Raw genomic sequence first — 26,540 nt, forward strand, 5'->3', positions numbered from 1 at the left:
GAGGGACCTGCCCCGGCCTTACGGCTTGGGCAGGGTGCAGCCGCTCGCGCTCAGGTCGAGCTTGTTGTCGATGCCGAAGCAGGACGGGATCTGGTAGGTCTCCTGGGCGTAGTTGATGCCCTTGCGGACGGTCACGTTGCCGCTCTTGTCGACCTCACAGGGGTTGTTCACCGTGCAGCGCTCGCCGTCCTCGTTGCCGGTGTTGTTGATGGCGACGACCTTGCCGGTGGCCTGGTCGACGACGGGCGAACCGGACGTGCCGCCGATGGTGTTGCAGGCGGAGGTGTAACGGACCGAGTCCTTCCAGGTCCAGTCGCCCTCCTTCAGGCGGTACGCGAACCCGTCGATGTCGCAGCTGTAGATCCGCTTCCAGTAGCCGGACGGGATGCTGATGGCGGTGCCGGCGACCGGGTGCGTGTCGTTCAGCGTCAGCGGGCTGATGCCGTACGAGCTCTTGATCTGCCCGTAATTGGTGGTGAGTTGGTAGAACGCGACGTCCGTGTCGGTCATCGTGGCGTACGCGAGCTTGGCGGCGCGCAGGGTCGCCACGCGCGAGCCGGAGGCGTTGAGCAGGCTGAAGGTGCGGCTGGACGCCTTGTCGACCTGGACCTCGCCGGGACCGGGGAAGCCGGACTCCAGGCAGTGTCCGTTGGTCATCACCAGCGCCGGGTCGTCGGCCTCGGAGTCCGGCATGCGGACGACGGAGCCGGAGCAGTTGCTGAGCGCGACCGTGCCGGCGAAGTTCACGCCCTTGGGCGCCGGGTTGGTGAGCCCGGACACGGTCTCCGCTGCGGACGTGACCACGTCCGAGACGGCGGACGTGACCGCGCCCGCGTCCGCGGCCTTGCCGACGCCCGTGGGGGCGGCATCGGCAGCGGTCGCGGGAGCCGCGCCGGCCCCGGCTATCGCCAGGGCGCAGAACGCGGCTGCGAGAGGTTTTCTCATGGGGGGTCCCCTCTTGCGACGGAGGCGGCCGGAAAACTTCCGGCCGCCTGCACAGTTGTCATGCGCATTGTGATCGTCGCAAGGCGGATGAGGCAAGGAGTTGTTCCGCGTGCGGAACCAGCCCGTCCGGTATGACCCTACTCAACCGCCTTGACGGACGGATCACTTGGGGCCCTCGGTGCCGCCGGGACCGTGTGCCGTCGACGGCCATCGGTTCCGATCGGCCCGCCCCCGCCAAAACCCCCTGAAAAAATGACTACTTGGGACCCTTCGTGCCGCCGGGACCATGCCCGGGCTTTCCCTCGGTCCGGCCCGGGGGCGTGGCAATGACGGTGGGAGCGGAGGTCGTCGGGGTACCGGTCGTGGGGCTGCCGGCCGAGGGGCTCGGAGTGTCCGGCCCGGACTCGGACGGGGTGGGGCTCGCCGCGGTGGACGGGCTCGCGGACGCGGCGCCGGACGGCTCGTCACTGTTCGCCGGCGGGGCGCCGAGAGGGGTCCCGGGGGTCGGTGTCCGACCGGTGCCGGCGGACGGCGCCGTCGGCGACTCCTCCGCCGTCGGTCCCGTCCGGCCGCCGCCGCCCTCGCGCGTCCCGCCGGAGGGCGCGTCCGAGAAGCCGAGACCGGCGATCAGCGCGGCGGCCGACACGGCACCCACGGCTCCGGCGGCGACCGCCACGCGCCGGGCACGCCACGACCCCCGCCCTCGCCCTCGCCCTCGCCCTCGCCGGGAGTGGCGGCCCGCGGCGGACCGGCCGTGCGCCGGCATCGACACCGGCACCGGCGGCAGCTCGCGTGTGGCGTCCATGCCCTGCGTGGCGCCCATACCCCGTGTGACGCCCCTGCCTCGCGTGGCGTCCTGAGGGTCGTACACGTCGTCCTGCCATCCGTGCGCCGCCGCCGGATCGGGGTACGCGTCGTACGCCGGGGGCGGGTCGGCCTGCGGCACGTACACGTTCGGCGGGCCCTGGGGCTCGCCGCTCGTCACTCCGTCGGCGTACTCGGATGGCCTGAACATGGCGGCGAATTCTAGACATCAACAGTGCTGGTGGGACAGCGCGCGGCGATATCCGCACAAACCGTTGCGTCTCACGTGGCGGAAAACACGACCCGTGGCGCATTACCGCGCCGTAAGCTCCCAGACATGCAGGTGATCCAGTCGACCAAGCTCGCCAACGTCTGTTACGAGATCCGGGGCCCGGTGCTCGAGGAGGCGATGCGGCTGGAAGCGGCCGGTCACCGGATCCTCAAGCTGAACACCGGCAACCCGGCGGCGTTCGGCTTCGAGTGCCCGCCCGAGATCCTGGAGGACATCCTCCGCAACGTCTCCTCGGCGCACGGCTACGGGGACGCGAAGGGCCTGCTGGCCGCCCGCCGCGCGGTCGTCATGCACAACCAGACCCTCGGCATCGAGACCGACGTCGAGCACGTCTTCATCGGCAACGGCGTCTCCGAGCTGATCGTCATGGCGATGCAGGGCCTGCTGGACGACGGGGACGAGGTGCTCGTGCCCGCCCCGGACTACCCGCTGTGGACCGCCGCCGTCTCCCTGTCCGGCGGCACCGCCGTGCACTACCGGTGCGACGAGCAGGCCGACTGGATGCCGGACCTGGCCGACATCGAGCGCAAGGTCACCGACCGCACCAAGGCGCTCGTGATAATCAACCCCAACAACCCGACCGGGGCCGTCTACGACGAGGCGATGATCAAGGGGCTCACCGACATCGCCCGCCGCCACAACCTGCTGATCTGCTCGGACGAGATCTACGACAAGATCCTCTACGACGGTGCCGCGCACACCCCGACCGCCGCCGTCGCCCCCGACCTGCTGACCCTCACCTTCAACGGCATGTCGAAGGCGTACCGGGTGGCCGGCTACCGGGTCGGATGGATGTCGATCTCCGGGCCCCGCGCACACGCCGACTCCTACATCGAGGGCCTGACGATCCTGGCGAACATGCGGCTGTGCGCGAACATGCCGGGGCAGCACGGCGTCGTCGCGGCGCTCAGCGGACGCCAGACGATCAACGACCTGGTGCTGCCGGGCGGCCGGCTGCGCGAGCAGCGGGACGTCGCCTACGAGCTGCTGACCCAGATCCCCGGCGTGACCTGCGTGAAGCCCAAGGGGGCGCTGTACCTCTTCCCGCGCCTGGACCCCAAGGTCTTCAAGATCAAGGACGACCGGCGGATGGTCCTGGACCTGCTCCGGCGCGAGAAGATCATGGTCGTCCAGGGCACCGGCTTCAACTGGCCGGAGCCGGACCACTTCCGCGTGGTGACCCTGCCGACGGTCGGCGACCTGCGGGACGCGGTGGGCCGGATCGGGCACTTCCTGGACGGCTACAGCCAGGCCTGACCGGACGCCTCGTTCACCGTACGTGTACGGCCAGTCCGGAATTGCGAACAACTCAACTTTAGACGAAATCTAAGCTAGGATGGCTTCCTGTAAGCACACAGGAGGCCTTCCATGTACGAACCGATCCGCACCAAGTCGGTCCACAGCACGGTGGACGGCCCCGCCCCCGACTTTCCCCACCGCTCCCGCGAGGAAGAGCTGGACATCCAGCTCGCGGGCCATCTCGCCGCCCTGCTCGCCGTCACGGACGAGCTGCGGGCCGCGGAGAGCTCGACCGACCTGGACACCGCGGCGGAACGGCTCGCGGAGCAGGTGAGCCGGCTGCGCGGAGGACGCACGCCCGTCCGCGCCCCGATGAGCGGCGCCCGCCGCGAGCGCGGCGTGGCGGCCCTGCACCGGCGGGCGCACGCCCTGGCGGGCCGCGCACTGGTCGTCGCCGCCTCCCGCGCCGACACGGCGGCCGCCATCCTGTCCGCCGAGCGGATGGACGCGCACGCCGCGGCCCTGGGGCCGCGCGAACTCGCGTCCCGCTGAGCCCTTTCCTGGGCTCCCCCCTGACGGCCCCGGTCCGCGCGCACCCTCAGCGACGCGCGGACCGGGCGCCACGACAGCACTGCGTTGACTTGGGCTGTTCAGCGCCGTTGTGGTTCTTGGGTGTGGGTTTGTGCGGGCTGGGTGTGGCTGGTCGCGCAGTTGCCCGCGCCCCTGAACGGCGGAGGCAGGGGCCCGCACGCCGTTGTGCGAACCCCTGCCTCCTGTGGTGCTGTCACCGCGGCCGGCCGTGACGATGTTGCTGGTCAGGGCACGATCGGAGCCGGCCGCGGCGTCGGTGGAGGGCTGTCTCAGCCCAGGCGCTCGACCAGCGCGCGGTACTCGTCCCACAGCTCCTTGGGCGTGTGCTCGCCGAAGGTGTTGAGGTGCTCGGGGACCAGGGCGGCCTCCTCGCGCCAGACCTCCTTGTCGACGGTGAGCAGGAACTCCAGGTCGGAGTCGGCCAGCTCCAGGCCGTTCGTGTCGAGGGCGTCCTTGGTCGGCAGGATGCCGATCGGGGTCTCGACGCCCTCCGCCTTGCCCTCCAGGCGCTCCACGATCCACTTCAGGACGCGGGAGTTCTCACCGAAGCCGGGCCAGACGAACTTGCCCTCGTCGTCCTTGCGGAACCAGTTGACGTAGTAGATCTTCGGCAGCTTGGACTGGTCCTTGTCCTTGGCCACGTCGATCCAGTGGGCCATGTAGTCGCCCATGTTGTAGCCGCAGAACGGCAGCATCGCGAAGGGGTCGCGGCGCAGTTCGCCGACCTTGCCCTCGGCGGCGGCGGTCTTCTCGGAGGCCACGTTGGCGCCGAGGAAGACGCCGTGGTTCCAGTCGAAGGACTCCGTCACCAGCGGTACGGCGGTGGCGCGGCGGCCGCCGAAGAGGATCGCCGAGATCGGCACGCCCTTGGGGTCCTCCCACTCCGGCGCGATGATCGGGCACTGGGCCGCGGGGACGGTGAAGCGGGCGTTGGGGTGGGCGGCCGGGGTCTCGGACTCCGGCGTCCAGTCGTTGCCCTTCCAGTCGGTGAGGTGGGCGGGCGGCTCCTCGGTCATGCCCTCCCACCAGACGTCGCCGTCGTCCGTCAGCGCGACGTTGGTGAAGACCGCGTTGCCCCACAGCGTCTTCATCGCGTTGGCGTTGGTGTGCTCGCCGGTGCCGGGCGCGACACCGAAGAAGCCCGCCTCGGGGTTGATGGCGTACAGCCGCCCGTCCTCGCCGAAGCGCATCCAGGCGATGTCGTCGCCGATGGTCTCGACCGTCCAGCCGGGGATGGTCGGCTCGAGCATGGCGAGGTTGGTCTTGCCGCAGGCGCTCGGGAAGGCGGCGGCGACGTACTTGGCCTCGCCGCGCGGCGGGGTCAGCTTCAGCACGAGCATGTGCTCGGCCAGCCAGCCCTCGTCCCGGGCCATCACGGAGGCGATGCGCAGGGCGTAGCACTTCTTGCCGAGCAGGGCGTTGCCGCCGTAGCCGGAGCCGTAGGACCAGATCTCGCGGTCCTCGGGGAAGTGCGAGATGTACTTGGTCGTGTTGCAGGGCCAGGGGACGTCCTCCTGGCCGGGCTCCAGCGGGGCGCCCAGGGTGTGCACGGCCTTGACGAAGAAGCCGTCGGAGCCGAGCTCGTCGAGCACCGCCTGGCCCATGCGCGTCATCGTGCGCATGGAGACGGCGACGTACGCCGAGTCGGTGATCTCGACACCGAGCGCGGACAGCGGCGAGCCGAGCGGGCCCATGCAGAACGGCACCACGTACATGGTCCGGCCGCGCATCGAGCCGCGGAACAGGCCTCCCTGACCCCCGGAGCCCTGGAAGATCTCCCGCATCTCGGCGGGGGCCTTCCAGTGGTTGGTCGGGCCCGCGTCCGCCTCCTTCTCGGAGCAGATGAACGTCCGGTCCTCCACGCGGGCGACGTCGGTGGGATCGGAAGCCGCGTAGTAGGAGTGGGGGCGCTTGATCGGGTCGAGTTTGCGGAAGGTGCCCTTCTGGACGAGCTCCTCGCACAGTCGCTCGTACTCGGCCTCGGACCCGTCACACCAGACCACGTTGTCCGGCTGCGTCAGCTCGGCGATCTCGTTGACCCACGAGATCAGGCCCTGGTGGGTGGTGGGGACGGTGGGAGCCGCGATGTCGCGCGCCACGATTGCTCCTAAATGAGGGATTTTTTTGATGTGGAGGCCCCGTGGGGGCTGCGACCCGGATGCTTCACGGTGCAACTTGGCGCTCATCCGGTGCCGACCGCACTCATTTGATCATCCGACGCCTGCGCCCATCTGTCCAGAGGAGCGCACAAGTGAGCGACGTGAGGATCGCCACGGTTTCTCGCGCCCCTTTTGCATGCACGTTGGGTTCACCTGACCGTCCGTTTGCGTAACCACCCTTCGGCCACGGTGAGAGGATGGCCACTCTTCATCGGCCAATCGACTCGACTGATGGGTCACTTACGGTTCCGTAGCTACCATTCCGGCATGACTGCGTTCGCCCCCGACGCGCCTTCGGACACGCCGGCCGACGGCCGTGGTCCCACGGCGCTCTCCCTGCCGCACCCGGTGAAGCCCAAGCTGCGCGGCTGGCTCCACCTCGGTATGTTCCCGGCCGTCCTGGTCGCCGGCCTGGTGCTGACCGCCCTCGCCGACTCGACCAGAGGGCGCATCGCCTGCGGGATCTTCGCCCTGACGGCGTGCCTGCTGTTCGGTGTGAGCGCGCTGTACCACCGGGGCGACTGGAGCCCGCGCATGGACGGCGTGCTGCGCCGCCTGGATCACGCCAACATCTTTCTGATCATCGCGGGCACCTACACACCGCTGGCCATGCTGCTCCTGCCGGGCGCCAAGGGCGAGTGGCTGCTGTGGGGCATCTGGGCCGCGGCGGCGGCCGGCATCCTCTTCCGCGTCTTCTGGGTCGGCGCCCCTCGCTGGCTCTACACGCCCTGTTACATCGCCATGGGCTGGGCGGCCGTCTTCTACCTGCCGGACTTCATGCGGACCGGCGGCGTCGCCGTCCTCGTCCTGGTCGTCGTCGGCGGCCTGCTCTACAGCGCGGGCGGCGTGATCTACGGGCTCCAGCGGCCCAACCCGTCACCGCGCTGGTTCGGCTTCCACGAGGTGTTCCACTCCTTCACCCTGGCGGCCTTCATCGCGCACTACGTGGGGATCTCACTGGTGGCGTACCAGCACGGATAGAAATCCGCTCCACCTTCCCGGCCACGGCTTTCGAGCCGTGGCCGTTTTCCTTGCACCCGAGGCGAAATTGACAGTGGGTGATGACTGAAAGTTACTGTCAGTTCATGGCTAGTGTCACCCCCGCCGACCGGCCCCCACTGGGGCTCCGGGAGCGGAAGAAGATCAAGACCCGCCAGGCGATCCGCGCCGCGACCTACGCGCTGATCGAGGAGCAGGGCTACGACGCCGCGACGATCGAGCGGATCGCCGACCGGGCCGAGGTGTCGCCGTCGACCGTCTTCCGGTACTTCCCGACCAAAGAGGACATCGTCGTCACGGACGAGTGGGACCCGGTGATACTGGCGGAAATGCGGGCCCGGCCGGAGGACGAGTCATGGGCCGACGTCCTGCGGCACGTGATGCGCACGGCCCTCGACCTGAGCCTCGCCGAGGAGCCCGGGGTGACCCGGCTGCGGAGCCGGCTCGCGGTCGAGGTCCCCGCCGTCCGGGCCCGGATGATGGAGAGCATGGCGGCGACGGGGCGGCTGCTCCGCGAGGCCCTCGCCGAGCGCTCGGGGCTCGACCCCGACAGCCTGGAGCTACGGGTCTTCGCCATGTCCGTGCTGGGCGGGCTGACGGAGGTCTCCCGCTACTGGGCCGAGACCGGCCACCGGGACGACATCCGGGAACTGGTCGACCGTGCCCTGGACGTCCTGGAACACGGCCTGCCGACCCGAAAACCCTGAGGCCGGCGCCCGCCGCCGTGACATCCTGACCGGGTGAACGGTCCCGAGATCCACGTCGAGTTCGCCCCCGAGCTGCACGTGTTCGTCCCCCAGGCCCGGCGGGCGGGCACCCTGCGGGCCACCACGGACGGCGTCTCCAGCCTGGGCCATGTCGTCGAGTCGCTGGGTGTGCCGCTGACCGAGGTGGGCGCCCTGGTCGTGGACGGCCGCGAAGTGCCCGTCTCGCACGTCCCGGCGGCCGGCGAGTCGGTGACCGTACGGACCGTGGCCCGCCCCCAGCGGGTGCCGGGCGCGCCCCTGCGGTTCCTCCTCGACGTACACCTCGGCACGCTGGCCCGCCGGCTGCGGCTGCTCGGTGTCGACACGGCCTACGAGTCGACCGACATCGGCGACCCGGCGCTGGCCGCGCGGTCGGCGGCGGAACAGCGGGTCATGCTGAGCCGGGACCGGGGCCTGCTGCGGCGCCGGGAGCTGTGGGCCGGGGCGTTCGTCTACAGCACGCGCCCCGAGGAGCAGCTCCGGGACGTGCTGGACCGGTTCCGGCCCGAGCTGCTCCCCTGGACGCGGTGCACGGCCTGCAACGGGCTGCTGCGCAAGGCGACCAAGGACGAGGTCGCCGACCAGCTGAAGCACGGGACGCACGCCACGTATGACGTGTTCGCGCAGTGTGCCGAGTGCGGTCGAGCGTATTGGAAGGGTGCGCATCACGATCAGCTCGAGGCGATCGTGGAGCGGGCGTTGGAGTTTCGGTCCGAGCGCCGTTGACGGTTGAACGCCGTGGGGGACTGCGCGGCCGTCGTGGCTGGTCGCGCAGTTCCCCGCGCCCCTTCGGGGGCGCTTTCTAGCGTCTGGCCACGTCCTTCTTGCCGCAGGCGATCCCGTCCCCGTCGCGGTCCAGGCCCAGCGGATCGTCCCTGCCGTTGACCTTCAGGCGGCCGTAGTCGTTCGCCTTCAGCCACGCGCAGCGGGACGCCGTCGTCTTCTTCACCTCCGTCGGGAAGCCGGTCGGCACGCAGACGTTGACCGAGCCGTAGTGGCGGTCGCAGCCGGAGATCGTCGGGCTGACCTTCTGCGACGTGCGCTTCTTGCCCGGTCCCGCGACCTTGCCCTCCGGGGCGTCCGCGAAGTCGTGGACGTGGGCCGAGGCGTCCGTCGCCTCGAGGGCCTGAGGGCCCTTCAGGTGCACCCACTTCGCCACCGACGGCACCCCGTTCGCGTCCACCGCGAAGAGCACGTACCAGCCGGGCGGGGCGAGGTTGGGGTTGCTCGTCACGTTCAGGTCGACGTTGTTCCCGTCGACCGACAGCGGCAGGTCCACGAGCCGCTGGTTCGGATCGGAGGAGTGGGTGACGGCGGCCGGGCGGATCAGCTCGGCCTTGGCGATGGGCCGGTCGACGGTGATCCGCTGAGTGTCGCCGTAGTTCCACTCGGTGTCGATCACCGAGGTGATCGCCGGTCGCGGGCCCTTGAACAGGTAGGGCGGGCTGTAGACCGACACGTCGTGGTTCCAGGAGCCGTTGCCCGGGTTGTCGCCGGTGGTCATCACGCGGCCGTCGGGGAGCAGGAACGCGCAGGAGTGGTAGCCGCGCGCCTCGGGGTCGACGGCCACCGGGTCGAAGGTCTCCGACTCGGGGTCGAAGACCGACGTCTCGTAGACCGGGTTGGCGCGGTTGTGCAGCGCGCCGCCCGTCTCCAGCACCTTGCCGTCGGGCAGGAGCACGGCGGAGACGTACATCTTGCCCTGGTTCCCGGTCTGCGGGACGGGCCGGCTCGGGGAGGCGGCCAGCGTGAAGGCCAGCAGCGTCCACATCACCGCGAGGTTGTCGAGGAAGATCTCCCGCTGGAGGACGACCGCCAGCGGCGAGAGGCCGAAGAACACCATGCCGAGCGCGGCCGCCCAGCGGGGCAGGGCGAGGCGGCGGCCCAGGACGTAGACGAGGACCGCGCTGATGCCACTGATCACCAGCATCGTGGCGCGCATGGTGCCGACGGTCATCGACTCGGGGCTGATCAGCGCGGGGATCCAGGTCAGCACGGCGATCTGGATCCAGCCCAGCGGCGGGTGGTCGTACCAGTAGGTGTAGTGGGCGAGGCCGTCGCCCTGCTGGACCGACCAGGCCTGGGCGAGGTAGGTGCCCTCGTCGTCGCTGAGGGCCGGGCTTCGCCAGGCGTGCATCTGCCACCACAGGGTGAACGCCGCCATCCAGAACAGGGCCAGTGAAACGGCAGCGATGAAGACAGACGTCAGCAAACAGATCCCCCCAGATCCCAGAACCCCCCGCCGTGACGGCTTACCTCATCCGTCACGGCACTGTGCAGAGATCAAGGGGGAACTGTGAAGCCTGGGGCCTGTTCAGATAAAGAGCATGCTTCCGCTGATTCCCGACTTCAGTTGGTCAACGCCGCCCGCAACCTCTCGACTTCGGTCGTCGGAGCGTCACATGTGAAGTTACGGCAGACATACGCGGCCGGTTCACCGCCGACCAGCGGACGGTCCGCGAGCAGCGGAAACTCCTCGCTCCCGGGGGCGCCGACGGCGACGACCGCGCCCGGCGCGGTGCCCAGAAGTGCCGTGCGGTGCAGGGCCCTCGTCCCCTCGTGATCGAGGGACGGCCCCACGATGGCGACCTCGCGCGGCCCGTCCAGCGCGGCCTCGGCGGCGGCGAGCCCCCAGCCGATGAAGCGCGGCACGCGCGGCCCGAGCGCCTTGACGACGCCCAGGGCCTTCTCCGCGGCGGTGCGGTGGGGCTCCGACCCGGTGTGCGCGGCGTAGCTCAGCAGGGCGCCCGCCGCCGCGCTCCAGCCGGACGGGGCGGCGTTGTCGGTCGGGTCCTGCGGGCGGCGGATCAGCCGCTCGGCGTCGGCGGCCGTGTCGAACATCGCGCCCGACTCCTCGTCGGTGAAACGCGCCAGGACGTGGTCGAGCAGGAACCCGGCGAACTCCAGCCAGACACCCTCCCCCGTGACGGACGCCAGCGCGAGGAAACCCTCCGCCACGTCGCCGTAGTCCTCCAGCACGCCCGCGTTGGCGCCGGCGTGACCGTCCTTGCTGGTGCGGGTGAGCCGGGCCTGCTCGTCGAGGTGCAGCCGGACGAGGAGGTCGGCGGCGGCGAGGGCGGCCTCGACGAGGTCGGGCCGGTCGAAGTAGGCGCCGGTCTCGGCGAGGGCGGCGATCGCGAGCCCGTTCCAGGCGGCGACGACCTTGTCGTCCCGGCCCGGAGCAGGACGCCCGGCCCGCGCCGCCAGCAGCCGCTCCCGGATGGAGGCGATCTTGTCGGCGTCGAACAGCCCGTCCTGCTGCGGCAGTTGGAGGACGGACTGACCGTGCTCGAAGGTGCCCTCCTCGGTCACCCCGAAGTACTGGACCGCGAACTCGGCGTCCTGCTCGCCGAGCACCTCGCGCAACTGCTCCGGCGTCCACACGTAGTACGCGCCCTCGACGTGCTTGCCCGTTCCGTCGTCGCTGTCGGCGTCCAGCGCGGAGGCGAACCCGCCCTCGGCGGTGCGCAGTTCGCGCACCATGAAGTCGGCGGTCTCCAGGGCGACCCGGCGGGCGAGCTCCGAGCCGGTGGCACGCCAGAGGTGGGCGTAGACCCGGCACAGCAGGGCGTTGTCGTACAGCATCTTCTCGAAGTGCGGCACGATCCAGTCGCGGTCGACCGAGTAGCGGGCGAAGCCGCCGCCGAGCTGGTCGTAGATGCCGCCGCGGGCCATGCGCTCGCAGGTGTCCTGCGCCATCTGCAGGGCGCCCTCGGCGCCGGTCCGCGCATGATGCCGCAGCAGGAACTCCAGCACCATCGACGGCGGGAACTTCGGCGCCCCGCCGAATCCGCCGCGCTGCGGGTCGTACTCACGGGTGAGCGCGAGCAGCGCCTGCGCGAGTTCCTGCTCGCCGGGCGTCTGCGCGTCGCCGTAGGAGATCTCCCGCCCGGCCAGGTCCCGGACGATCTTCCCGGCGACCTCGGTGACCTCGTCCCGCCGGTCCTCCCACGCCTGGTGGACGCCCTGGAGCACCTGCCGGAAGGACGGCATGCCCTGGCGCGGGGCGGGCGGGAAGTACGTGCCGAAGTAGAACGGCTCGGCGTCCGGGGTGAGGAAGACGGTCATGGGCCAGCCGCCCTGGCCGGTCGCCGCCTGCACGGCCTCCATGTAGACCGCGTCGACGTCCGGGCGCTCCTCGCGGTCGACCTTCACGCTCACGAAGTGCGCGTTGAGGTACTCGGCGGTCTGCTGGTCCTCGAAGGACTCGTGAGCCATCACGTGACACCAGTGACAGCTGCTGTAGCCGACACTGAGCAGCACGGGCACGTTCCGCTTACGGGCCTCCTCGAAGGCCTCCGCCGACCAGGGCCACCAGTCCACGGGGTTGTCGGCGTGCTGAAGGAGGTAGGGGGACGTCTCGTGCGCCAGTCGGTTCGGCATGGTTCCCATCCTGCCGCAGTACCCGGTCCGGCACGCGTCAGGCGCCGCACGGGCGCCGTCCGGGACGCACGCCCGACGGACGCACGGCACCTCAACCCGCCCGTGTCTTCACATAATCGGGCCGGGCACGCCCCCTCGCCCCGATGCGCCGCGGGCAGCACACTTGACCAAGGAAACGACCGGTACGACGACCTAGGTACGCCGGTGCCGCCGGAGGGGGACGTGACATGCGGGACAGTCATCGGGCGGATGCCGAGCGGCTGTTGGCACGGGCCGTGGAGGAGGAGGTGCGCCGGACGGGCGGGCGCACGGACGGGAAGGTGCTGCTCGCGCGGGCGCGCGGGGCGCTCGACACCATGGCGCAGAGCGCGGCCGAGGAGTACGAGGCCTACACGCGTGCCCTGGACGAGGCGGCGGCCGGTCAGCTCACCTTCGGGCAGCGCTACGCCCGGGAGGGCGGCGGGACACCGCTGCTGGTGGCCGCGGTCGCGGCGGTCGCGGCCGTCGTCGCCGACATGGCCCTCGGCACGGACACCGGGACGGCGCTGGGCGCGGGCCTGACCGTGGGTGTCGTGGGCGCCGCGGCGACCGTCGTGAAGGTCGTCGGCTCGCATCTGCCGGCCGCACACCACCGGGCCGGGGCCGCGAGCCAGCCGGGCGGGCCCGAACAGCTGCGGCTGCAGTGGCTGACGGCACTGGAGGTGCGGGGCATCCGGCCGTTCCTGGACCAGCAGCGGGTGCTCGCCGCCTCCACGGGGCCGAAGAAGACCGGGCCGCGGCTGCGGGGCGCCGACAAGAGCGCGGCGGCGCGCGGGCGCAACGTGCTGGAGCAGTCCTTCGCGCAGCTCCCCGAACCGGCTCAGCCGTTCGCGGGGCGGCGACACGAGCTGGCGCAGATCCGGCAGTGGGTGCAGGCGGCCCGAGCGAGCACGGAGACGCAGCCGACGGTGGTCGTCCTGCACGGCACGCCCGGCAGCGGCCGCACGACCCTCGCCGTGCACGCCACGCACGAACTGAAGGACTACTTCCGCGGCGCCTGCGTCGTCGACCTGCGCGCCGACGGCCCGGGCGAGTCCCCGCTGTCCACCCGCGACGCCCTGCTGCACCTGCTCAACCGGCTCGGAGCGCCCCGCGAGCAACTGCTGTTCCGCGAGCGCTCCTCCCCCGACCAGCAGGTCAAGCGGCTGGGCGAGCTGTACCACCAGCATCTGACCGGCCTGCCGGTCACGGTCGTCCTGGACGACGCCTCGGACGCCGGGCAGGTCCGCGCCCTGGTCCCGGAGCGGTCCGACAGCCTGGTGCTGGTGACCGCGCGGGGCCCGCTGGAGCTGGGCGAGCTGCCCGCGCGGGTACACCAGCTGGCGGTAGCGCCGCTGGACGCCGCGGGTGCGGAGGAACTGCTGGGCGCGGCGGCCCAGGACCGGTCCGGGCCGTACGACGCCGAGTCCGCCGACCGGGTCCGGGAGCTGTGCGGCGGGCTGCCGCTGGCGCTGCGCATCGCCGGCTCGTGCCTCGGCCCGCGCTCCCCGCGCGCGCTCGCCACGGACCTCGGGGCGTACGGCCCGGTCGATCCGGTCGAGCGCGCCCTGTGGCTGCGCTACACCGACCAGCCGGAGCCCGTACGGCGGCTGCTGCGCCGACTGGCCCTGGCCGGCCGGGCCTCGCTGGGCGCCGCCGCGGCCGCCGCCCTGCTGGCCACCGACGAGGCCGAGGCGACACGCCACCTCCAGGCCCTGACCCGGGCGGGTCTGATCGACCACGTCCGGGGCGATCGCTACCGGCTGCACGACCTGGTCCGTGCCTTCGCCCGGGCCCGGCTCCTCGACGAGGAGGAACCGGCCGAGCGCACGGCGGCGCAGGAACGGCTGATCGTGAACTACGCCGAGCTGGCCGACTCGGTGCTGCGCATGGTCGACGGCAACATGTCGACGCGCACGAACCGCTTCAGCCCGTACGGCTTCCCCTCCCTCGACGAGGCGCTGCGCTGGCTGGACGACGAGTCGAGCTTCATCACAGCGGCCCTGCGGCACGCCGAGGGCGTGAACCAGGCGGCGGTACTGAACCTCCTGGGCGCCCTGTGCGACTACTGCCTGCTGCGCGGTGACCTCTACCGCCTGGGCGAGATCAGCGAACTGGCCCAGGCGGTGGACGAGGGCCTGCTGGTCCGCTCCGTGCAGTGGCGCACCGGCATCGCGGCACGGCAGCTCGGCGAACTGGACAAGGCGCGGACGACCCTCGCCTCGGTCGTCGACCTGTACCGGGAGGCCCATCACGACGCGGGGGCCGCCCGGGCCTTGTGCTCCCTCGGCATCACCCTGCACCACCAGGGCAATCTGACGGAGGCGTCGGCGAAGCTCCGCGAGGCGCTGGCCATGCAGTCCTCCCCCGAGCTGGCGACGGACCGGGCGTGGACGATGCACGCCCTCGCGGCGGTGGAGCGGGACCGGGCCCGGGTGGCGGAGGCGCTGGACCTGCTGACCGAGTCGCTGGTGCTGCACCGGCGGGGCGAGTCCGTGCACGGCCAGGCCTGGGCGCACTTCCAGCTCGGCCAGCTGGGCCTGCGCATGGGCGACGTCCCACGGGCCGAGGCCGAGCTGCGGGCGGCCCTGGAGCTGTACGGCCGCACCCGTGACGCCCGCGGCGAGGCCTGGGCCCTGACCCAGCTGGCCCGCGCCCTGCTGGTCGCCGGTGACGCGTCGCCGGCCGTGGAGGAACTGCGCGGGGCCGCCGCCCGGCACCGCGAGAACGAGGACGCGCGCGGCGAGGCGTGGACGCTGTACTACCTCGGCCAGGCCTTGGAGGAGACGGGCAACCTGGACCAGGCCGTCCGCGAACTGGAACGCTCCCGCACGATGTTCTCCCGCATGCGGGACGTCTACGGCCTGGCCTGCGCCCGCCACCACTCGGCCCGCGTCACCCGCGACCAGCGCGCCGCCCAGACGGGCTCCCTGCGCAACTCCGGCTTCGCCCGCCAGCTGCTGGTGGACGCCCGCGCCGACTTCCAGCGCATCGGCGTCGCCCACGGCGAGGCGTGGACCTGCCTGGAGCTGGCGGTGGTGGACGCGGGCAACGCCCGCACCCAGCAGGCCCTGGCCCTGTGCGACGAGGCGGCCGGCCTCTTCGCGTCGTACGGCGACCGCCGGGGCGAGGACTGGGCCCGCTTCCTGCGCTGCACCCTGCTGCCGTACGCGGCCCCCGGCGGCATGGAGGTCGGCACGGCCGTGGCCCAGGAGGAACTGGCCCAGCTGTCCCGCGCGAGCCATCCGCTGCGCGACCCGAAACTGGACGACTACCTCGACGCGTACGCCCTGCTGCTGGAGCGCGGCGTGACCCTGGAGGCGGGCTGGCAGGCCTGGCGCCTGGGCATGGTGCCGAACCGGCATGCGCGGGAGGTGATGGGGGTGGCCGTGGAGTCGAAGGCCTAGGGGGTGTCCGCAAAGTCCCGTCGTCCGCCCGGAGGGCGGGCCATGCGGCGTCCGGTGCGTGCTCTGGGGTCCCCCCGGCCGAAGGCTGGGGGAGTGCCGGGCGGACGCCCGCGTACTGGTTTCACGCGGGTGTTCGACCGGTGCGGCGAGTGGGGGGCACCTCCCACGCCCTTAAGGCAGTGGGGGAGCGTGCCGGGCGTCGCAGGGCAGGCGGGACTTTGCGGACACCCCTAGGGACACACCCAGGGCAGGCGCGCGACGTACCCGTCAGCGGCGGTCGGCCGCCGACGGGTGTCCTCCCGGGGAGGGAGGAATCGCCCCGCCCCGGGAGGGAGGTCAGCCCTGCTTCTGCTTGCCCTGGCCGGAGGTCTCCGCGTCCGCGGACTCCGGCTCCGCCTGCTCGGCCTGCTCCGCCTGCTCGGCCTTGGGGTCCGGGACCTGTGTGAAGTCGACCCTGTTCATGTGCCGGCTCATGGACTTCATCAGGGCCCACACCGCCAGGGCCATCGCCGCGAAGACGATGAAGCCGAGGACGCCGGGGGTGACCTTGTCCTCGTCGACCTCCTTGGCGAAGGTGACGAGGTGCGTCATTGCCAGGCTTGCGCTTGCGCTCATATCAGGCATTGTCGCGGACGCCCGCGAAGAGGTCGTCCTCGGGGAGGGAGGTATCGACGAGGGACTTCGCCAGCTCGTACTCCTCCGTCGGCCAGACCTCCCTCTGGATGTCCATCGGCACCTTGAACCAGCCGCCGTCCGGGTCGATCTGCGTGGCGTGCGCGATCAGCGCCTTGTCGCGGATCTCGTAGAAATCACCGCAGGGCACGTGCGTGGTGAGCGTGCGCTCCTTCATGCCGAACTCGTCCCAGCGCTTGAGCCAGTCCCCGTAGGGCGACTCCAGACCCCGGTCGAGCATCGCCTGGTGCAGCGCCTCGGTGCGGGGGCGGTTGAAGCCCTGGTTGTAGTAGAGCTTCTGCGGCTGGTACGCGGGGCCGTACTCGGCCTCCGGGTACTTCTCGGTGTCCGCCGCCCCCTCGAACGCCACCATCGAGATCTTGTGGGTCATGATGTGGTCGGGGTGCGGGTAGCCGCCGTTCTCGTCGTAGGTCGTGATCACCTGGGGACGGAAGGCGCGGATCTTCCGTACCAGCTCACCGGCCGCGTGGTCGACGTCCTGCAGGGCGAAGCAGCCCTCCGGCAGCGGCGGCAGCGGGTCGCCCTCGGGCAGGCCCGAGTCGACGAAGCCGAGCCACTCCTGCCTGACGCCCAGGATCTCCCGGGCCTCGTCCATCTCCTTCTTGCGTACCTCGTGGATGTGCTCCTCGACGTATTTGTCCCCCTGGAGCTTCGGATTGAGGATGGAGCCGCGTTCCCCGCCCGTGCAGGTCACGACCAGCACGTCCACCCCCTCGGACACGTACTTGGCCATGGTCGCCGCGCCCTTGCTCGACTCGTCGTCGGGGTGGGCGTGAACGGCCATCAGTCGCAACTGGTCAGTCAAGACTCATTCCTCAGTAAGTCGGCGCCCTGTGTGCGTCGGCGCAATCAGCGGCTTCTATAGTGACCGAACCGGGGGGCGAATAATTCCGGGCCCCGGTCCCGGGTCGCCTTACGGGACGTTCGTCCCGGCCCTGTCTGGAGGACGATCATGAGTACGGCGAGCACGCGACTGCCCGAGGGGCGTTACGGCCGTTCCTCGGACGAGCGCGCCGACCGCACGCTCAAGATCGTCGGTGCCGTCCTCGCGGCGGCGCTGCTGGGACTCGTCGGCTGGTTCGGCTACCACTACGTCGCCCAGACCGAGATCAGCGCCGAGGTGATCAGCTTCGAGCCCGGCAAGGAGTCCGTGCAGGTGCACCTGGAGGTCCGCAAGGACGCCGGTGCCGAGGGCTACTGCACCGTGCGCTCCCAGGCCGAGGACGGTGCCGAGGTCGGCCGGGCCGATTTCCGCTTCGACGGGGACGCCACCCGCATCGACAAGGTCGTCACGCTCCGTACGACCTCCCCGGGGACGACGGCCGAGCTGCTGGGCTGCCACACCGGCTGAAACCCCGCCCGGGTCACCCGCAATACGTAGCGCCTGACCTGCGTCGACGTGAAACTGGTGGCTTATGTCCTCCCCCTTCTGCCCCTGAATTGTTAGGCTCGTGGTTTCGCCCATCCGTGAAGGAACATGCTTCTGGGTAGGGCGATGCTTTGTATTCCCAGTACCTACGAGGAGCACCTGTGACCCAGACCAGCGAGAACGTCACCTGGCTGACCCAGGAGGCGTACAACAAGCTCAAGGCTGAGCTTGAGTACCTTACTGGTCCCGCGCGGGCTGAGATCTCCGCGAAGATCGCCGCCGCGCGCGAGGAGGGCGACCTGCGTGAGAACGGCGGGTACCACGCAGCCAAGGAGGAGCAGGGCAAGCAGGAACTCCGTGTGCGCCAGCTCACCCAGCTCCTCGAGAGCGCCAAGGTCGGCGAGGCGCCCGCGGCGGACGGTGCCGTGGCGCCCGGCATGGTCGTCACGATCGCCTTCGACGGTGACGAGGACGACACGCTGACGTTCCTGCTCGCCTCGCGCGAGTACGCGAGCGCCGACATCGAGACGTACTCCCCGCAGTCCCCGCTGGGCACCGGCGTGATCGGCCACAAGGTCGGCGAGGACGCGCAGTACGAGCTGCCGAACGGCAAGAAGGCCTCGGTGAAGATCCTCAAGGCCGAGCCGTACGAGGGCTGAACCGCCCCTGCCGAAGTCCTGACCCGCCCCCGGCGTCCTCGCGGCACCGGGGGCATCGTCATGCGGTCGCGGACCGGTACTTGCGCACCGCCAGTGTCCGGAAGACGACCAGGATCAGGATCGAGTAGATCAGCGAGGCCCAGACGGGGTGCTGCATGGGCCAGGCGTCCGACGACGACTGGCCCGGGTTGGCGAACAGCACCCGGCAGGCCTGGACCGTGGCGCTGAAGGGGTTCCACTCCGCGATGTGGCGCAGCCACGGGGTCATGTGGCTGGTGTCCACGAAGGCGTTCGAGATGAAGGTGACCGGGAAGAGCCAGATCAGCCCGCTGGACGTGGCGGCCTCCGGGGTCCGCACGGACATGCCGATCAGGGCGCCGATCCAGGTGAACGCGTAGCCGAGCAGGAGCAGCAGACCGAAGGCCCCGAGCACCTTGCCGGCGTTGGTGTCGCCGTCCGACCCGACGCGCCAGCCGACCAGGAGGGCGACGACCGCGAGGACGACCAGGGTGAGGGCCGTCTGCGCGGAGTCGGCGAGGGTGCGCCCCGTGAGCACCGCGCCGCGCGCCATGGGCAGGGAGCGGAAGCGGTCGATGAGGCCCTTGTGCATGTCGTCGGCGATACCGGCGCCGGAGCTGGCGGTGGCGAACGTGACGGTCTGCGCGAAGATGCCCGCCATCAGGAAGTTCTTGTAGTCGACGGCGCTGGTGCTGCTGCCGATCTGCATGGAACCGCCGAAGACGTAGGTGAACAGCACCACGAACATGATCGGCTGGATCAGTCCGTAGATGATCATTTCCGGGATCCGGGACATGCGGATCAGGTTGCGTTGCGCGACGACCAGCGAGTCACGGATCGACTGGCTGACCGGGTTCGCGGCCGGCGCGACCCGCACGGTGTCGGTGACGGCGCTCACTTCACGGCCTCCTCGTCGTCGTCCTCGTTCTTCGCCTCGGCCACGTGTCCCGTCAGCGACAGGAAGACGTCGTCGAGGGTCGGCCGGCGCAGGCCGATGTCGTCGATCTCGATGCCCCGGTTGTCCAGCTCCCGGATGACCTCGGCGAGGAGCTTGGCGCCGCCGGTGACGGGCGCGGTGAGCTTGCGCATGTGCTCCTCGACCGTGGTGTCGCCCTTGCCGAAGCCGGTGAGCACCTCGGCGGCGGCCTGGATGTGCTCGCGCTCGTGCACCACGACCTCGACGCGCTCGCCGCCGGTGCGGGCCTTGAGCTGGTCGGAGGTGCCCTGGGCGATGACCTTGCCGTGGTCGACCACCGCGATGTCGTGTGCCAGGTGGTCGGCTTCTTCCAGGTACTGCGTGGTCAGCAGCAGCGTCGTGCCGCCGGAGACCAGTTGCTTGATGACCTCCCACAGCTGCTGGCGGTTGCGGGGGTCGAGGCCGGTGGTCGGCTCGTCCATGAACATCACGGGCGGCGAGACGACGAGGGCCGCCGCGAGGTCGAGCCGGCGGCGCATGCCTCCGGAGTAGGTCTTGGTGGGGCGGTCGGCCGCGTCCGCGAGGTGGAACTGCTCCAGCAGTTCGGCCGCGCGCTCTTTCGCCGCCTTCGCCTTCATCTGGTAGAGCCGGCCGACCATGTACAGGTTCTCGCGGCCGGTCAGGTACTCGTCGACGGCCGCGAACTGGCCGGACAGGCCGATGGAGCGGCGGACGGCGTCGGGCTGTTTGAGCACGTCGATGCCCGCGACGACCGCCCGGCCGCTGTCGGGGCGCAGCAGGGTGGTCAGGCAGCGGACGGTGGTCGTCTTGCCCGCGCCGTTCGGCCCGAGCAGGCCGAGGACCGTGCCCTCGGGCACGTCGAGGTCGACTCCGTCCAAGGCTCTTACGTCACCGAAGGTCTTCACCAGTCCTTCGGCATGGATGGCGGCTGGCATATGAATCTCCGCGTCTTCGGGGAGTGCCGGACAAGGGCATCACGCTTCACGACACACCATAACGCGATGTATCGCGTCTCACAATGGGGCTTTCCGCGTTCTGCTCCGTGACGAAAGGATCTTGAGCCCGGTGCGCCGAGCTCGGCAGCCGGTCAGCCCATGACCGTGTAGCCCGCCTCGCGCAGCGCCTGGCCCACCTCGGCGCAGTGCGCCGGGCCCTTCGTCTCCAGGTGCAGTTCGACCTCCGCCTCCGTGAGCCCGAGCCGTGGGTCGGTCCGTACGTGGCTCACATCGAGGACGTTAGCGTCGACCACTGACAACACGCCCAGAAGTGTGGCCAAAGCTCCGGGCCGGTCCGTCAGCCGCAGCCGGACGGCCAGGTAGCGGCCCTGCGCGGCCATGCCGTGCCGCAGCACCCGCTGCATCAGCACCGGATCGACGTTGCCGCCGGACAGCACGGCGACGACCGGCCCCTCGAAGGAGTCGGGCCGGCTCAGCAGCGCCGCGACCGGGCTCGCCCCGGCAGGCTCCACGACCAGCTTGGCGCGCTCCAGGCACAGCAGCAGCGCGGCGGACAGCTCGTCCTCGCTGACCGTCCGCACCTCGTCGACCAGATCGCCGACGATCCCGAACGGCACGTCGCCGGGCCGCCCGACCTTGATGCCGTCGGCCATCGTCGCCGGATTCTCGACCGTGACGGGCCGGCCCGCCGCCAGCGACGGCGGATAGGCGGCCGCGCCCTCCGCCTGGACGCCGATGATCTTCAGGTCTGGCCGCAGGGCCTTCACCGACACCGCGATCCCGGCGGCCAGTCCGCCCCCGCCGATGCCGACCACGATCGTGCGCGCCTCGGGGCACTGCTCCAGGATCTCCAGGCCGACCGTGCCCTGGCCCGCGATGATGTCGGGGTGGTCGAAGGGGTGGATGAACACCGCGCCCGTCTCGGCCGCGTACTCCTGCGCGGCGGTCAGCGTCTCGTCGACCACCTGGCCGTGCAGCCGCACCTCGGCCCCGTAGTCCCGGGTGGCGCTGACCTTGGGCAGCGGGGCGCCCTTCGGCATGAACACCGTGGAGCGCACGCCGAGCAGAGCGGACGCCAGGGCCACGCCCTGCGCGTGGTTGCCGGCGCTCGCGGCGACGACACCGGCGGCGCGCTCCTCGGGCAGCAGACCGGCGATCCGGACGTAGGCGCCGCGCAGCTTGAACGACCCCGTCCGCTGGAGGTTCTCGCACTTGAGATGCACCGGCGCGCCGACCATCTGGGACAGGTGCCTGCTGCCCTCCATCGCGGTCACCCGCGCCACGCCCGAGAGCATCTTCTGGGCGCCGCGCACGTCGTCGAGGGTGACGGGCCGCAAGGAGTCCGCCGTGCTGTAGCTCATGACTCCAGCATCGCAGTTCACGAACGGGAACCGCCGTTGTGACCAACGTCCGAGACCCGCTTTGCGCAGCGCCGGTACGGCCCGCCCCCCGGCCGCGTACCCTGTCCCCCAATCAGCCAGCCCTTCACGAAGTGAGCCCCCGGCCATGCCCACAACACCTGAAATGTCGATGGACATGACGACCGTCGGTGACACCGGTCTTCTCGACACCCTCCAGCACGAGGTGGCGGTGTTCGCGCGTCGTGCCGAACAGACCCGGCTCGGCGGGGTCGGGCAGGTGCGCAACTCGATGGACCGCGCCGCGTACCTGCTGCTCAACCGTCTCGACAAGGAAGGCCCCATGGGCGTCAAGGCCCTCGCCGCGAGCATGGGGATCGACTCGTCGACGGTCACCCGGCAGGTGGCTCCGCTCGTCGACACCGGCCTGGTCAAGCGCACGTCGCACCCCGAGGACGGGCGTGCGGTGGTGCTCCAGCTGTCCCCGCGCGGGCAGGCGCGGCTGGAGGAAGTGCGCTCGTCCCGGCGGCAGTTGATGGCCGAGCTGACCGAGGACTGGCAGCCGGAGGAGCGCGAGGCGTTCTGCTCGCTCCTCACGCGCTTCAACAGCGCGCTGTCCGCCCGGATGGCGGTCCAGGGAGTACCGGGGCCGGAGGCGCAGTCGCCGTCCTGACCCCCACGCGCGCGTGGCCGGTGGAGCGGGCGGGACGCCGACGCCGTCCGCCGACGGGCCGCGACGCACCTGTGGCAGGAGGCCGGTCGGGCCCAAAGGGGGCGCGGGCCGCCGTCCGCCGACCCGCTCGGTGCGCGGCTCTTGACCTCGGGGCCGCCCCTGGCCTGATATGAGACCGGGTCCCCGTCGTACGCGGCCGTCGCCCGTGTACCCGGCCGGGCCCGCATCCTCAGGATCGCCGTAGGGCGGGAGGCGCGATGCGAGAGCGGCATGCGTCCCAGGCAACCCGCCGGGCCCGGGAGTTCGAGGCGTTCGTCGCGGGCGCGGCCGGGCGGCTGCTGCACGCCGCCACCCTGCTCACCGCGGAGGACCCGGACGACAACCCCCGCGCGCGGCGCCTGCTGACCCTGTCGCTGGCGCACACATACGCGTGCTGGGACCGGCTGCGCGGCGAGGATCCGTACGACCGCACCCGGCAGTATCTGGCGACCCGCTTCGCGCGCGGCGCCTGGCACCACTACGGCGGTCCCGGCCGCTCCCGGCCGCACCCGGCGAGCCCCCTGGCCCCGCTCGGCCCGCAGGAGCGGCTCATCGTGGTGCTCATGCTCTACGAGGGCGTCGCCGAGGAGCAGACGGCGGCCCTGCTCGGCCTGTCCGCGGAGCGCGTACGGGCCGTCTGCCACCGGGCGACGACGACCCTGCTGCACCGCGCGCGGGGCCCGGCCCCGGCGGTGAGGGCCGCGAAGGCGGTGCCGTCATGAGCGGGAACGACCGCGAGGCGACCGTACGGCGGCTGCTGGAGCAGGCGCCGTCGCGGCCCGTGCCGCCCGAGATCCACGCGGAGGCGGTGCGCCGGGGCAACCGGATGCTGCGGCGCAGGACGGTCGCCCGGCGCCTGTTGTGGCTGCTGATGTTCGCGGCGGCCGTGGCGTTCATCGTGTGGGCGCTGACGGCCCGCCCGTGGGTGGAGCCGCCGTCGGACACGACTCCACCCCTCACCGGCTGGTGACCCGGCCGGGGCCGTCCTAGCCGAGCGCCTGCTGGAGGTCCTCCAGCAGATCGTCGGCGTTCTCGATGCCGACGGACAGCCGCACCAGGTCGCCGGGCACCTCCAGGAGCGAGCCCGCCACGGAGGCGTGCGTCATCCGGCCGGGGTGCTCGATCAGCGACTCGACGCCGCCCAGGGACTCGCCCAGCGTGAACACCTTGGCGCGGTTGCAGACCTCGACGGCCGCCTCCTCGCCGCCCGCCACACGGAAGGAGACCATGCCGCCGAACGACTTCATCTGCTTGGCCGCGACCTCGTGACCGGGGTGCTCCGGCAGGCCCGGGTACAGGACGCTCGACACGCGCGCGTGCCGGGTGAGCATGTCGGCGATCTTCGCGGCGTTCTCGCTGTGCCGGTCCATGCGCACGGAGAGGGTCTTGGTGCCGCGCAGCACCAGCCAGGAGTCGAAGGGCCCGGCGACCGCGCCCATCGCGTTCTGGTGGAAGGCCAGCTCCTCGCCCAGCTCCGGGTCGCCCGTGACCAGGGCGCCGCCGACGACGTCCGAGTGGCCGCCCATGTACTTGGTCAGCGAGTGCACGACGACGTCCGCGCCGAGCGCCAGCGGCTGCTGGAGGTAGGGCGTGGCGAAGGTGTTGTCGACGACGAGGCGGGCGCCGGCGTCCCGGGCGACCTGAGCGACGGCGGCGATGTCCGTGATGCCGAGGAGCGGGTTGGAGGGGGTCTCCACCCACACGGCCTTGGTCTTCGGGGTGATCGCGGCCCGTACGGCGGCCGGGTCGCTGGTGTCGGCGACCGACCACTCCACTCCCCAGCGGGCGACGACCTTGGCGATGAGGCGGAACGTGCCGCCGTAGGCGTCGTTGGGGATGACCATGTGGTCACCGGGCCTGAGCAGCGTACGCAGCAGGCAGTCCTCGGCCGCCAGCCCGGACGCGAACGCGAGACCCCGGCGGCCGCCCTCCAGGGCGGCGAGGTTCTCCTCCAGCGCGGTCCTGGTCGGGTTGGCGCTGCGGCTGTACTCGTAACCGCCGCGCAGGCCGCCGACGCCGTCCTGCTTGTAGGTGGAGACCTGGTAGATCGGCGGGACGACCGCGCCCGTCAGGGGGTCGGCGGTGTTGCCCGCGTGGATCGCGAGCGTCTCGAAGTGCTGACTGATATGCCTGTCGCTCATGGGGACCGAGGGTAGTGCGCCGACGCGATGAGTGCCGGGCGACGAGGCGGCGGGGCCCGGGGGGCGGGTTTTCCACAGGGTGGCGGGTGCGGCTCGGCCGGGTTTTCCACAGGTTCGGGGACCAGGTTGGCCAATTGTCGGCGCGGTCTGGTTCGCTTGTTGCATGGAGATTCTCTGGGTCCTGATCGCACTGGTCATGCTGGGCTTCGTGCTGCTTCCCTTCCTGCGGCGCAGGCGCGGGGCCGCGATCGGGCTGGTCTCGCCCGACCACCCGGACGCCGCGGACCCGGCGAACTACGGCTTCGTCCGCGAGGAGGAGCTGGACATCCGCATGCCCGGCCCCGACCAGGACCTGCTGGACGTGCTGGACGTGGTGCAGCGCACGCAGGACTACCGCGCGGCCCAGCAGCTCCTCGCCGGTACGGAGACGGAGGGCGAGCGCCGCTGGCAGCGTGTGCAGGCCTTCGCGGGCGCGGCCTCGCTGGAGCTGCAACAGCGGCCCGGCGGGGTGGGCGAGGCGCCGGGCGGGCAGTGGCTGCGGGTGTGGCGGGCCGAGGCGCCCAAGGACGCGGGCGGGGCCGCGGTGCACGCGGAGTTCCTGGTGCAGCAGGCGTGGCGGACGGCGACGCCCGGGACGGACGAGTTCCGGATCATCATGGAGGAGGCGAAGGCGGCGTGCGGTGAGGCGGCGCTGCTGGCTCCCGGCGACCCGATCCCGTACATCGTGGAGCTGTCGGTGGCCCGCGGGCTGGGCTACTCCCAGAAGGACTTCGAGCAGCTCTGGCTGAAGATCCTGGACCGCGCCCCGGCCCACATGGGAGCGCACCTGGCCGCGCTGCACTTCTGGTGCGAGAAGTGGCACGGCTCGCGTGCGCTGGCGTACGAGTTCGCGGAGGCCGCGGCGGCCCGCGCGCCCAAGGGTTCCCTGCTGGCGGCGATGCCCCTCTTCGCCGTGTTCGAGCACCTTCCCGAGGTGACCCTGGTCAGCAGCTTCTGGCAGACCGAGGTCGTCACTAAGGCGGTCCACGGCGCGCTGCACGCGGTGCACTCGGCCCGCCCCGACGACCCGATGCTGGCGCACGTACGGCACATGCTGGTCTTCTTCCTGGTCCGCAGCGAGCGCTGGTCGGAGGCCATGAACCAGCTGGTGCACATCGACGGCCATGTCGGCGCCCTGCCCTGGACGCTGTCCGCCGACCCGGCGGCGGAGTTCGCGGTGTACCGGGCCCTGGCGGTGGCGGGCTACGAGGCGAACGGCGGCAGCCCGGCGAGCCTCCCGCACTGAAGCGTGAGCGGGGCGCAGGCCCGGGGCGTGGGCTCGTATCACCCCTCGGCAAGGCTCCCGGCCGGAATTCCCCCATGCCCTCGCGCGTTGAACAGGGCGTCGCCCCCGCGTGGGTGTCGTGCCGATTGGAGACCGCATGTTCCTGCACAGCCGTACGCCCCAGCTGCCGACCCCCGAGCAGGCGCTGCCCGGCCGCCCGGAGCCGGCGTTCTCGGTCCCCGACCGCCACACCGTTCTCGGCAACCCGCTGCTCGGTCCCTACCCCGAGGGCCTGGAGACCGCCGATTTCGGCCTGGGCTGCTTCTGGGGCGCCGAGCGCAAGTTCTGGCAGCTCCCGGCAGGGGTGTGGACGACCCTGGCCGGCTACCAGGGCGGTTACACGGAGAACCCCACGTACGAGGAGGTCTGCTCGGGCCTCACCGGCCACACGGAGGTCGTCCGCGTGGTCTACGACCCCGAGGTGATCTCGTACGAGCGCCTCCTGAAGACGTTCTGGGAGTCCCACGACCCGACGCAGGGCTTCCGCCAGGGCAACGACGTGGGCACGCAGTACCGTTCGGCGATCTACACCCACACCCCCGAGCAGGCGGCCATCGCCAAGTCCTCCCGCGAGGCCTACCAGAAGGTCCTCACCGCGTCCGGCCACGGCGAGATCACCACGGAGATCGTCCCGGCGGAGGGCCGACCGTTCTACCCGGCGGAGGGCTACCACCAGCAGTACCTGGACAAGAACCCGGCGGGTTACTGCGGCATCGGCGGCACGGGCGTGTCCTGCCCGATCGGCGTGGCCAAGGCCGAGGGGTGACGACCGGCGTCACCCCTGGACGAG

Annotated in this window: 24 protein-coding genes; 13 read left to right on the top strand and 11 right to left on the bottom strand. The window is 71.3% G+C overall.

What is annotated here, in order from left to right:
• Nucleotides 1-18: 18 nt before the first annotated feature.
• Together ACIBL4_RS06750 and ACIBL4_RS06755 are read right to left on the bottom strand one after the other, a co-directional pair.
• Nucleotides 19-945: a serine protease gene (locus ACIBL4_RS06750; RefSeq protein ID WP_399407186.1), complete on the bottom strand. Its 927-nt coding sequence runs from the start codon at nucleotides 943-945 to the stop codon at nucleotides 19-21.
• 256 nt (nucleotides 946-1,201) lie between these two features.
• Complete coding sequence (locus tag ACIBL4_RS06755) at nucleotides 1,202-1,960, bottom strand: hypothetical protein (protein ID WP_399407188.1); 759 nt, start codon at nucleotides 1,958-1,960, stop codon at nucleotides 1,202-1,204.
• A 126-nt stretch (nucleotides 1,961-2,086) separates the two neighbouring features.
• Between ACIBL4_RS06755 and ACIBL4_RS06760 the strand changes: the two genes are divergently transcribed.
• Nucleotides 2,087-3,298, top strand: coding sequence for a pyridoxal phosphate-dependent aminotransferase (locus tag ACIBL4_RS06760; RefSeq protein WP_356927985.1), 1,212 nt, complete (start codon nucleotides 2,087-2,089; stop codon nucleotides 3,296-3,298).
• Between the two features lie 111 nt (nucleotides 3,299-3,409).
• Nucleotides 3,410-3,832: a hypothetical protein gene (locus tag ACIBL4_RS06765; protein WP_399407190.1), complete on the top strand. Its 423-nt coding sequence runs from the start codon at nucleotides 3,410-3,412 to the stop codon at nucleotides 3,830-3,832.
• Nucleotides 3,833-4,140: 308 nt separating this feature from the next.
• Here the strand turns inward: ACIBL4_RS06765 and ACIBL4_RS06770 are convergent, their stop codons facing one another.
• Nucleotides 4,141-5,970, bottom strand: coding sequence for a phosphoenolpyruvate carboxykinase (GTP) (locus ACIBL4_RS06770; RefSeq protein WP_399407192.1), 1,830 nt, complete (start codon nucleotides 5,968-5,970; stop codon nucleotides 4,141-4,143).
• A 327-nt stretch (nucleotides 5,971-6,297) separates the two neighbouring features.
• Here ACIBL4_RS06770 and ACIBL4_RS06775 point away from each other — a divergent pair, with 327 nt between their 5' ends.
• From ACIBL4_RS06775 to ACIBL4_RS06785, 3 genes are all read left to right on the top strand, one after another.
• Nucleotides 6,298-7,011 carry a hemolysin III family protein gene (locus ACIBL4_RS06775; RefSeq protein WP_399407194.1) on the top strand — a complete coding sequence of 238 codons (714 nt, stop codon included), beginning with the start codon at nucleotides 6,298-6,300 and terminating at the stop codon, nucleotides 7,009-7,011.
• A gap of 104 nt (nucleotides 7,012-7,115) precedes the next feature.
• Nucleotides 7,116-7,736, top strand: a complete 621-nt coding sequence (locus ACIBL4_RS06780; protein ID WP_399407196.1) for a TetR/AcrR family transcriptional regulator — start codon at nucleotides 7,116-7,118, stop codon at nucleotides 7,734-7,736.
• Nucleotides 7,737-7,769: 33 nt separating this feature from the next.
• On the top strand, nucleotides 7,770-8,501 hold the full coding sequence (locus ACIBL4_RS06785) for a Mut7-C RNAse domain-containing protein (protein ID WP_399407198.1): 732 nt from the start codon (nucleotides 7,770-7,772) through the stop codon (nucleotides 8,499-8,501).
• A gap of 76 nt (nucleotides 8,502-8,577) precedes the next feature.
• On the opposite strand, the gene ACIBL4_RS06790 is transcribed toward ACIBL4_RS06785, so the two are convergent.
• The gene (locus tag ACIBL4_RS06790) at nucleotides 8,578-10,008 is read right to left on the bottom strand and encodes a galactose oxidase-like domain-containing protein (RefSeq protein WP_399408102.1); all 1,431 of its coding nucleotides are present in this window, start codon (nucleotides 10,006-10,008) and stop codon (nucleotides 8,578-8,580) included.
• A 116-nt stretch (nucleotides 10,009-10,124) separates the two neighbouring features.
• Nucleotides 10,125-12,158 (bottom strand): thioredoxin domain-containing protein, encoded by a 2,034-nt coding sequence (locus ACIBL4_RS06795; RefSeq protein WP_399407200.1) that lies wholly within the window; start codon nucleotides 12,156-12,158, stop codon nucleotides 10,125-10,127.
• Nucleotides 12,159-12,385: 227 nt separating this feature from the next.
• Between ACIBL4_RS06795 and ACIBL4_RS06800 the strand changes: the two genes are divergently transcribed.
• Complete coding sequence (locus tag ACIBL4_RS06800) at nucleotides 12,386-15,583, top strand: tetratricopeptide repeat protein (RefSeq protein ID WP_399407202.1); 3,198 nt, start codon at nucleotides 12,386-12,388, stop codon at nucleotides 15,581-15,583.
• A 336-nt stretch (nucleotides 15,584-15,919) separates the two neighbouring features.
• Here ACIBL4_RS06800 and ACIBL4_RS06805 read toward each other — a convergent pair whose 3' ends face one another.
• Nucleotides 15,920-16,207: a hypothetical protein gene (locus ACIBL4_RS06805; protein ID WP_399407204.1), complete on the bottom strand. Its 288-nt coding sequence runs from the start codon at nucleotides 16,205-16,207 to the stop codon at nucleotides 15,920-15,922.
• Nucleotides 16,200-17,081 (bottom strand): mycothiol conjugate amidase Mca, encoded by an 882-nt coding sequence (mca, locus tag ACIBL4_RS06810; RefSeq protein WP_399407206.1) that lies wholly within the window; start codon nucleotides 17,079-17,081, stop codon nucleotides 16,200-16,202. The genes ACIBL4_RS06805 and mca overlap by 8 nt, the downstream gene beginning before the upstream one ends.
• 147 nt (nucleotides 17,082-17,228) lie before the next feature.
• Here mca and ACIBL4_RS06815 point away from each other — a divergent pair, with 147 nt between their 5' ends.
• Nucleotides 17,229-17,627, top strand: a complete 399-nt coding sequence (locus ACIBL4_RS06815) for a DUF4307 domain-containing protein (RefSeq protein WP_399407208.1) — start codon at nucleotides 17,229-17,231, stop codon at nucleotides 17,625-17,627.
• Between the two features lie 179 nt (nucleotides 17,628-17,806).
• On the top strand, nucleotides 17,807-18,304 hold the full coding sequence (gene greA, locus ACIBL4_RS06820) for a transcription elongation factor GreA (protein ID WP_086842376.1): 498 nt from the start codon (nucleotides 17,807-17,809) through the stop codon (nucleotides 18,302-18,304).
• A 58-nt stretch (nucleotides 18,305-18,362) separates the two neighbouring features.
• Here the strand turns inward: greA and ACIBL4_RS06825 are convergent, their stop codons facing one another.
• The 3 genes from ACIBL4_RS06825 to ilvA all read right to left on the bottom strand — a co-directional run bounded on the left by ACIBL4_RS06825 (nucleotide 18,363) and on the right by ilvA (nucleotide 21,576).
• Complete coding sequence (locus ACIBL4_RS06825; RefSeq protein ID WP_356927969.1) at nucleotides 18,363-19,220, bottom strand: ABC transporter permease; 858 nt, start codon at nucleotides 19,218-19,220, stop codon at nucleotides 18,363-18,365.
• A complete protein-coding gene (locus tag ACIBL4_RS06830; RefSeq protein WP_399407210.1) occupies nucleotides 19,217-20,194 on the bottom strand; it encodes an ATP-binding cassette domain-containing protein in 978 nt (325 codons plus the stop codon). The genes ACIBL4_RS06825 and ACIBL4_RS06830 overlap by 4 nt, the downstream gene beginning before the upstream one ends.
• 152 nt (nucleotides 20,195-20,346) lie before the next feature.
• Complete coding sequence (ilvA, locus tag ACIBL4_RS06835) at nucleotides 20,347-21,576, bottom strand: threonine ammonia-lyase (protein WP_399407212.1); 1,230 nt, start codon at nucleotides 21,574-21,576, stop codon at nucleotides 20,347-20,349.
• Between the two features lie 163 nt (nucleotides 21,577-21,739).
• Between ilvA and ACIBL4_RS06840 the strand changes: the two genes are divergently transcribed.
• From ACIBL4_RS06840 to ACIBL4_RS06850, 3 genes are all read left to right on the top strand, one after another.
• Entirely contained in the window at nucleotides 21,740-22,246 is a 507-nt protein-coding gene (locus tag ACIBL4_RS06840) for a MarR family winged helix-turn-helix transcriptional regulator (RefSeq protein ID WP_208641395.1), read from the top strand.
• Nucleotides 22,247-22,503: 257 nt separating this feature from the next.
• Nucleotides 22,504-23,007, top strand: a complete 504-nt coding sequence (locus tag ACIBL4_RS06845; RefSeq protein WP_399407214.1) for a sigma factor-like helix-turn-helix DNA-binding protein — start codon at nucleotides 22,504-22,506, stop codon at nucleotides 23,005-23,007.
• Entirely contained in the window at nucleotides 23,004-23,255 is a 252-nt protein-coding gene (locus ACIBL4_RS06850) for a hypothetical protein (protein WP_399407216.1), read from the top strand. The genes ACIBL4_RS06845 and ACIBL4_RS06850 overlap by 4 nt, the downstream gene beginning before the upstream one ends.
• Nucleotides 23,256-23,271: 16 nt before the next feature.
• On the opposite strand, the gene ACIBL4_RS06855 is transcribed toward ACIBL4_RS06850, so the two are convergent.
• A complete protein-coding gene (locus ACIBL4_RS06855) occupies nucleotides 23,272-24,426 on the bottom strand; it encodes a cystathionine gamma-synthase (RefSeq protein WP_399407218.1) in 1,155 nt (384 codons plus the stop codon).
• Between the two features lie 163 nt (nucleotides 24,427-24,589).
• Between ACIBL4_RS06855 and ACIBL4_RS06860 the strand changes: the two genes are divergently transcribed.
• Together ACIBL4_RS06860 and msrA are read left to right on the top strand one after the other, a co-directional pair.
• Nucleotides 24,590-25,711, top strand: a complete 1,122-nt coding sequence (locus ACIBL4_RS06860; RefSeq protein ID WP_399407220.1) for a hypothetical protein — start codon at nucleotides 24,590-24,592, stop codon at nucleotides 25,709-25,711.
• Nucleotides 25,712-25,847: 136 nt separating this feature from the next.
• Nucleotides 25,848-26,516, top strand: coding sequence for a peptide-methionine (S)-S-oxide reductase MsrA (gene msrA / locus ACIBL4_RS06865; protein WP_399407222.1), 669 nt, complete (start codon nucleotides 25,848-25,850; stop codon nucleotides 26,514-26,516).
• Nucleotides 26,517-26,540: the final 24 nt, after the last annotated feature.

The organism is Streptomyces sp. NPDC050416, from assembly GCF_044458845.1.
GTDB lineage: Bacteria > Actinomycetota > Actinomycetes > Streptomycetales > Streptomycetaceae > Streptomyces.

What these genes read in the sequence shown, in the direction of transcription:
- ACIBL4_RS06750 (WP_399407186.1), bottom strand. Translation starts at nt 945, where the DNA reads ATGAGAAAACCTCTCGCAGCCGCGTTCTGCGCCCTGGCGATAGCCGGG.
- ACIBL4_RS06755 (WP_399407188.1), bottom strand. Translation starts at nt 1,960, where the DNA reads ATGTTCAGGCCATCCGAGTACGCCGACGGAGTGACGAGCGGCGAGCCC.
- ACIBL4_RS06760 (WP_356927985.1), top strand. Translation starts at nt 2,087, where the DNA reads ATGCAGGTGATCCAGTCGACCAAGCTCGCCAACGTCTGTTACGAGATC.
- ACIBL4_RS06765 (WP_399407190.1), top strand. Translation starts at nt 3,410, where the DNA reads ATGTACGAACCGATCCGCACCAAGTCGGTCCACAGCACGGTGGACGGC.
- ACIBL4_RS06775 (WP_399407194.1), top strand. Translation starts at nt 6,298, where the DNA reads ATGACTGCGTTCGCCCCCGACGCGCCTTCGGACACGCCGGCCGACGGC.
- ACIBL4_RS06780 (WP_399407196.1), top strand. Translation starts at nt 7,116, where the DNA reads ATGGCTAGTGTCACCCCCGCCGACCGGCCCCCACTGGGGCTCCGGGAG.
- ACIBL4_RS06795 (WP_399407200.1), bottom strand. Translation starts at nt 12,158, where the DNA reads ATGCCGAACCGACTGGCGCACGAGACGTCCCCCTACCTCCTTCAGCAC.
- ACIBL4_RS06800 (WP_399407202.1), top strand. Translation starts at nt 12,386, where the DNA reads ATGCGGGACAGTCATCGGGCGGATGCCGAGCGGCTGTTGGCACGGGCC.
- ACIBL4_RS06805 (WP_399407204.1), bottom strand. Translation starts at nt 16,207, where the DNA reads ATGCCTGATATGAGCGCAAGCGCAAGCCTGGCAATGACGCACCTCGTC.
- ACIBL4_RS06815 (WP_399407208.1), top strand. Translation starts at nt 17,229, where the DNA reads ATGAGTACGGCGAGCACGCGACTGCCCGAGGGGCGTTACGGCCGTTCC.
- ACIBL4_RS06830 (WP_399407210.1), bottom strand. Translation starts at nt 20,194, where the DNA reads ATGCCAGCCGCCATCCATGCCGAAGGACTGGTGAAGACCTTCGGTGAC.
- ilvA (WP_399407212.1), bottom strand. Translation starts at nt 21,576, where the DNA reads ATGAGCTACAGCACGGCGGACTCCTTGCGGCCCGTCACCCTCGACGAC.
- ACIBL4_RS06840 (WP_208641395.1), top strand. Translation starts at nt 21,740, where the DNA reads ATGTCGATGGACATGACGACCGTCGGTGACACCGGTCTTCTCGACACC.
- ACIBL4_RS06845 (WP_399407214.1), top strand. Translation starts at nt 22,504, where the DNA reads ATGCGAGAGCGGCATGCGTCCCAGGCAACCCGCCGGGCCCGGGAGTTC.
- ACIBL4_RS06850 (WP_399407216.1), top strand. Translation starts at nt 23,004, where the DNA reads ATGAGCGGGAACGACCGCGAGGCGACCGTACGGCGGCTGCTGGAGCAG.
- ACIBL4_RS06855 (WP_399407218.1), bottom strand. Translation starts at nt 24,426, where the DNA reads ATGAGCGACAGGCATATCAGTCAGCACTTCGAGACGCTCGCGATCCAC.
- ACIBL4_RS06860 (WP_399407220.1), top strand. Translation starts at nt 24,590, where the DNA reads ATGGAGATTCTCTGGGTCCTGATCGCACTGGTCATGCTGGGCTTCGTG.
- msrA (WP_399407222.1), top strand. Translation starts at nt 25,848, where the DNA reads ATGTTCCTGCACAGCCGTACGCCCCAGCTGCCGACCCCCGAGCAGGCG.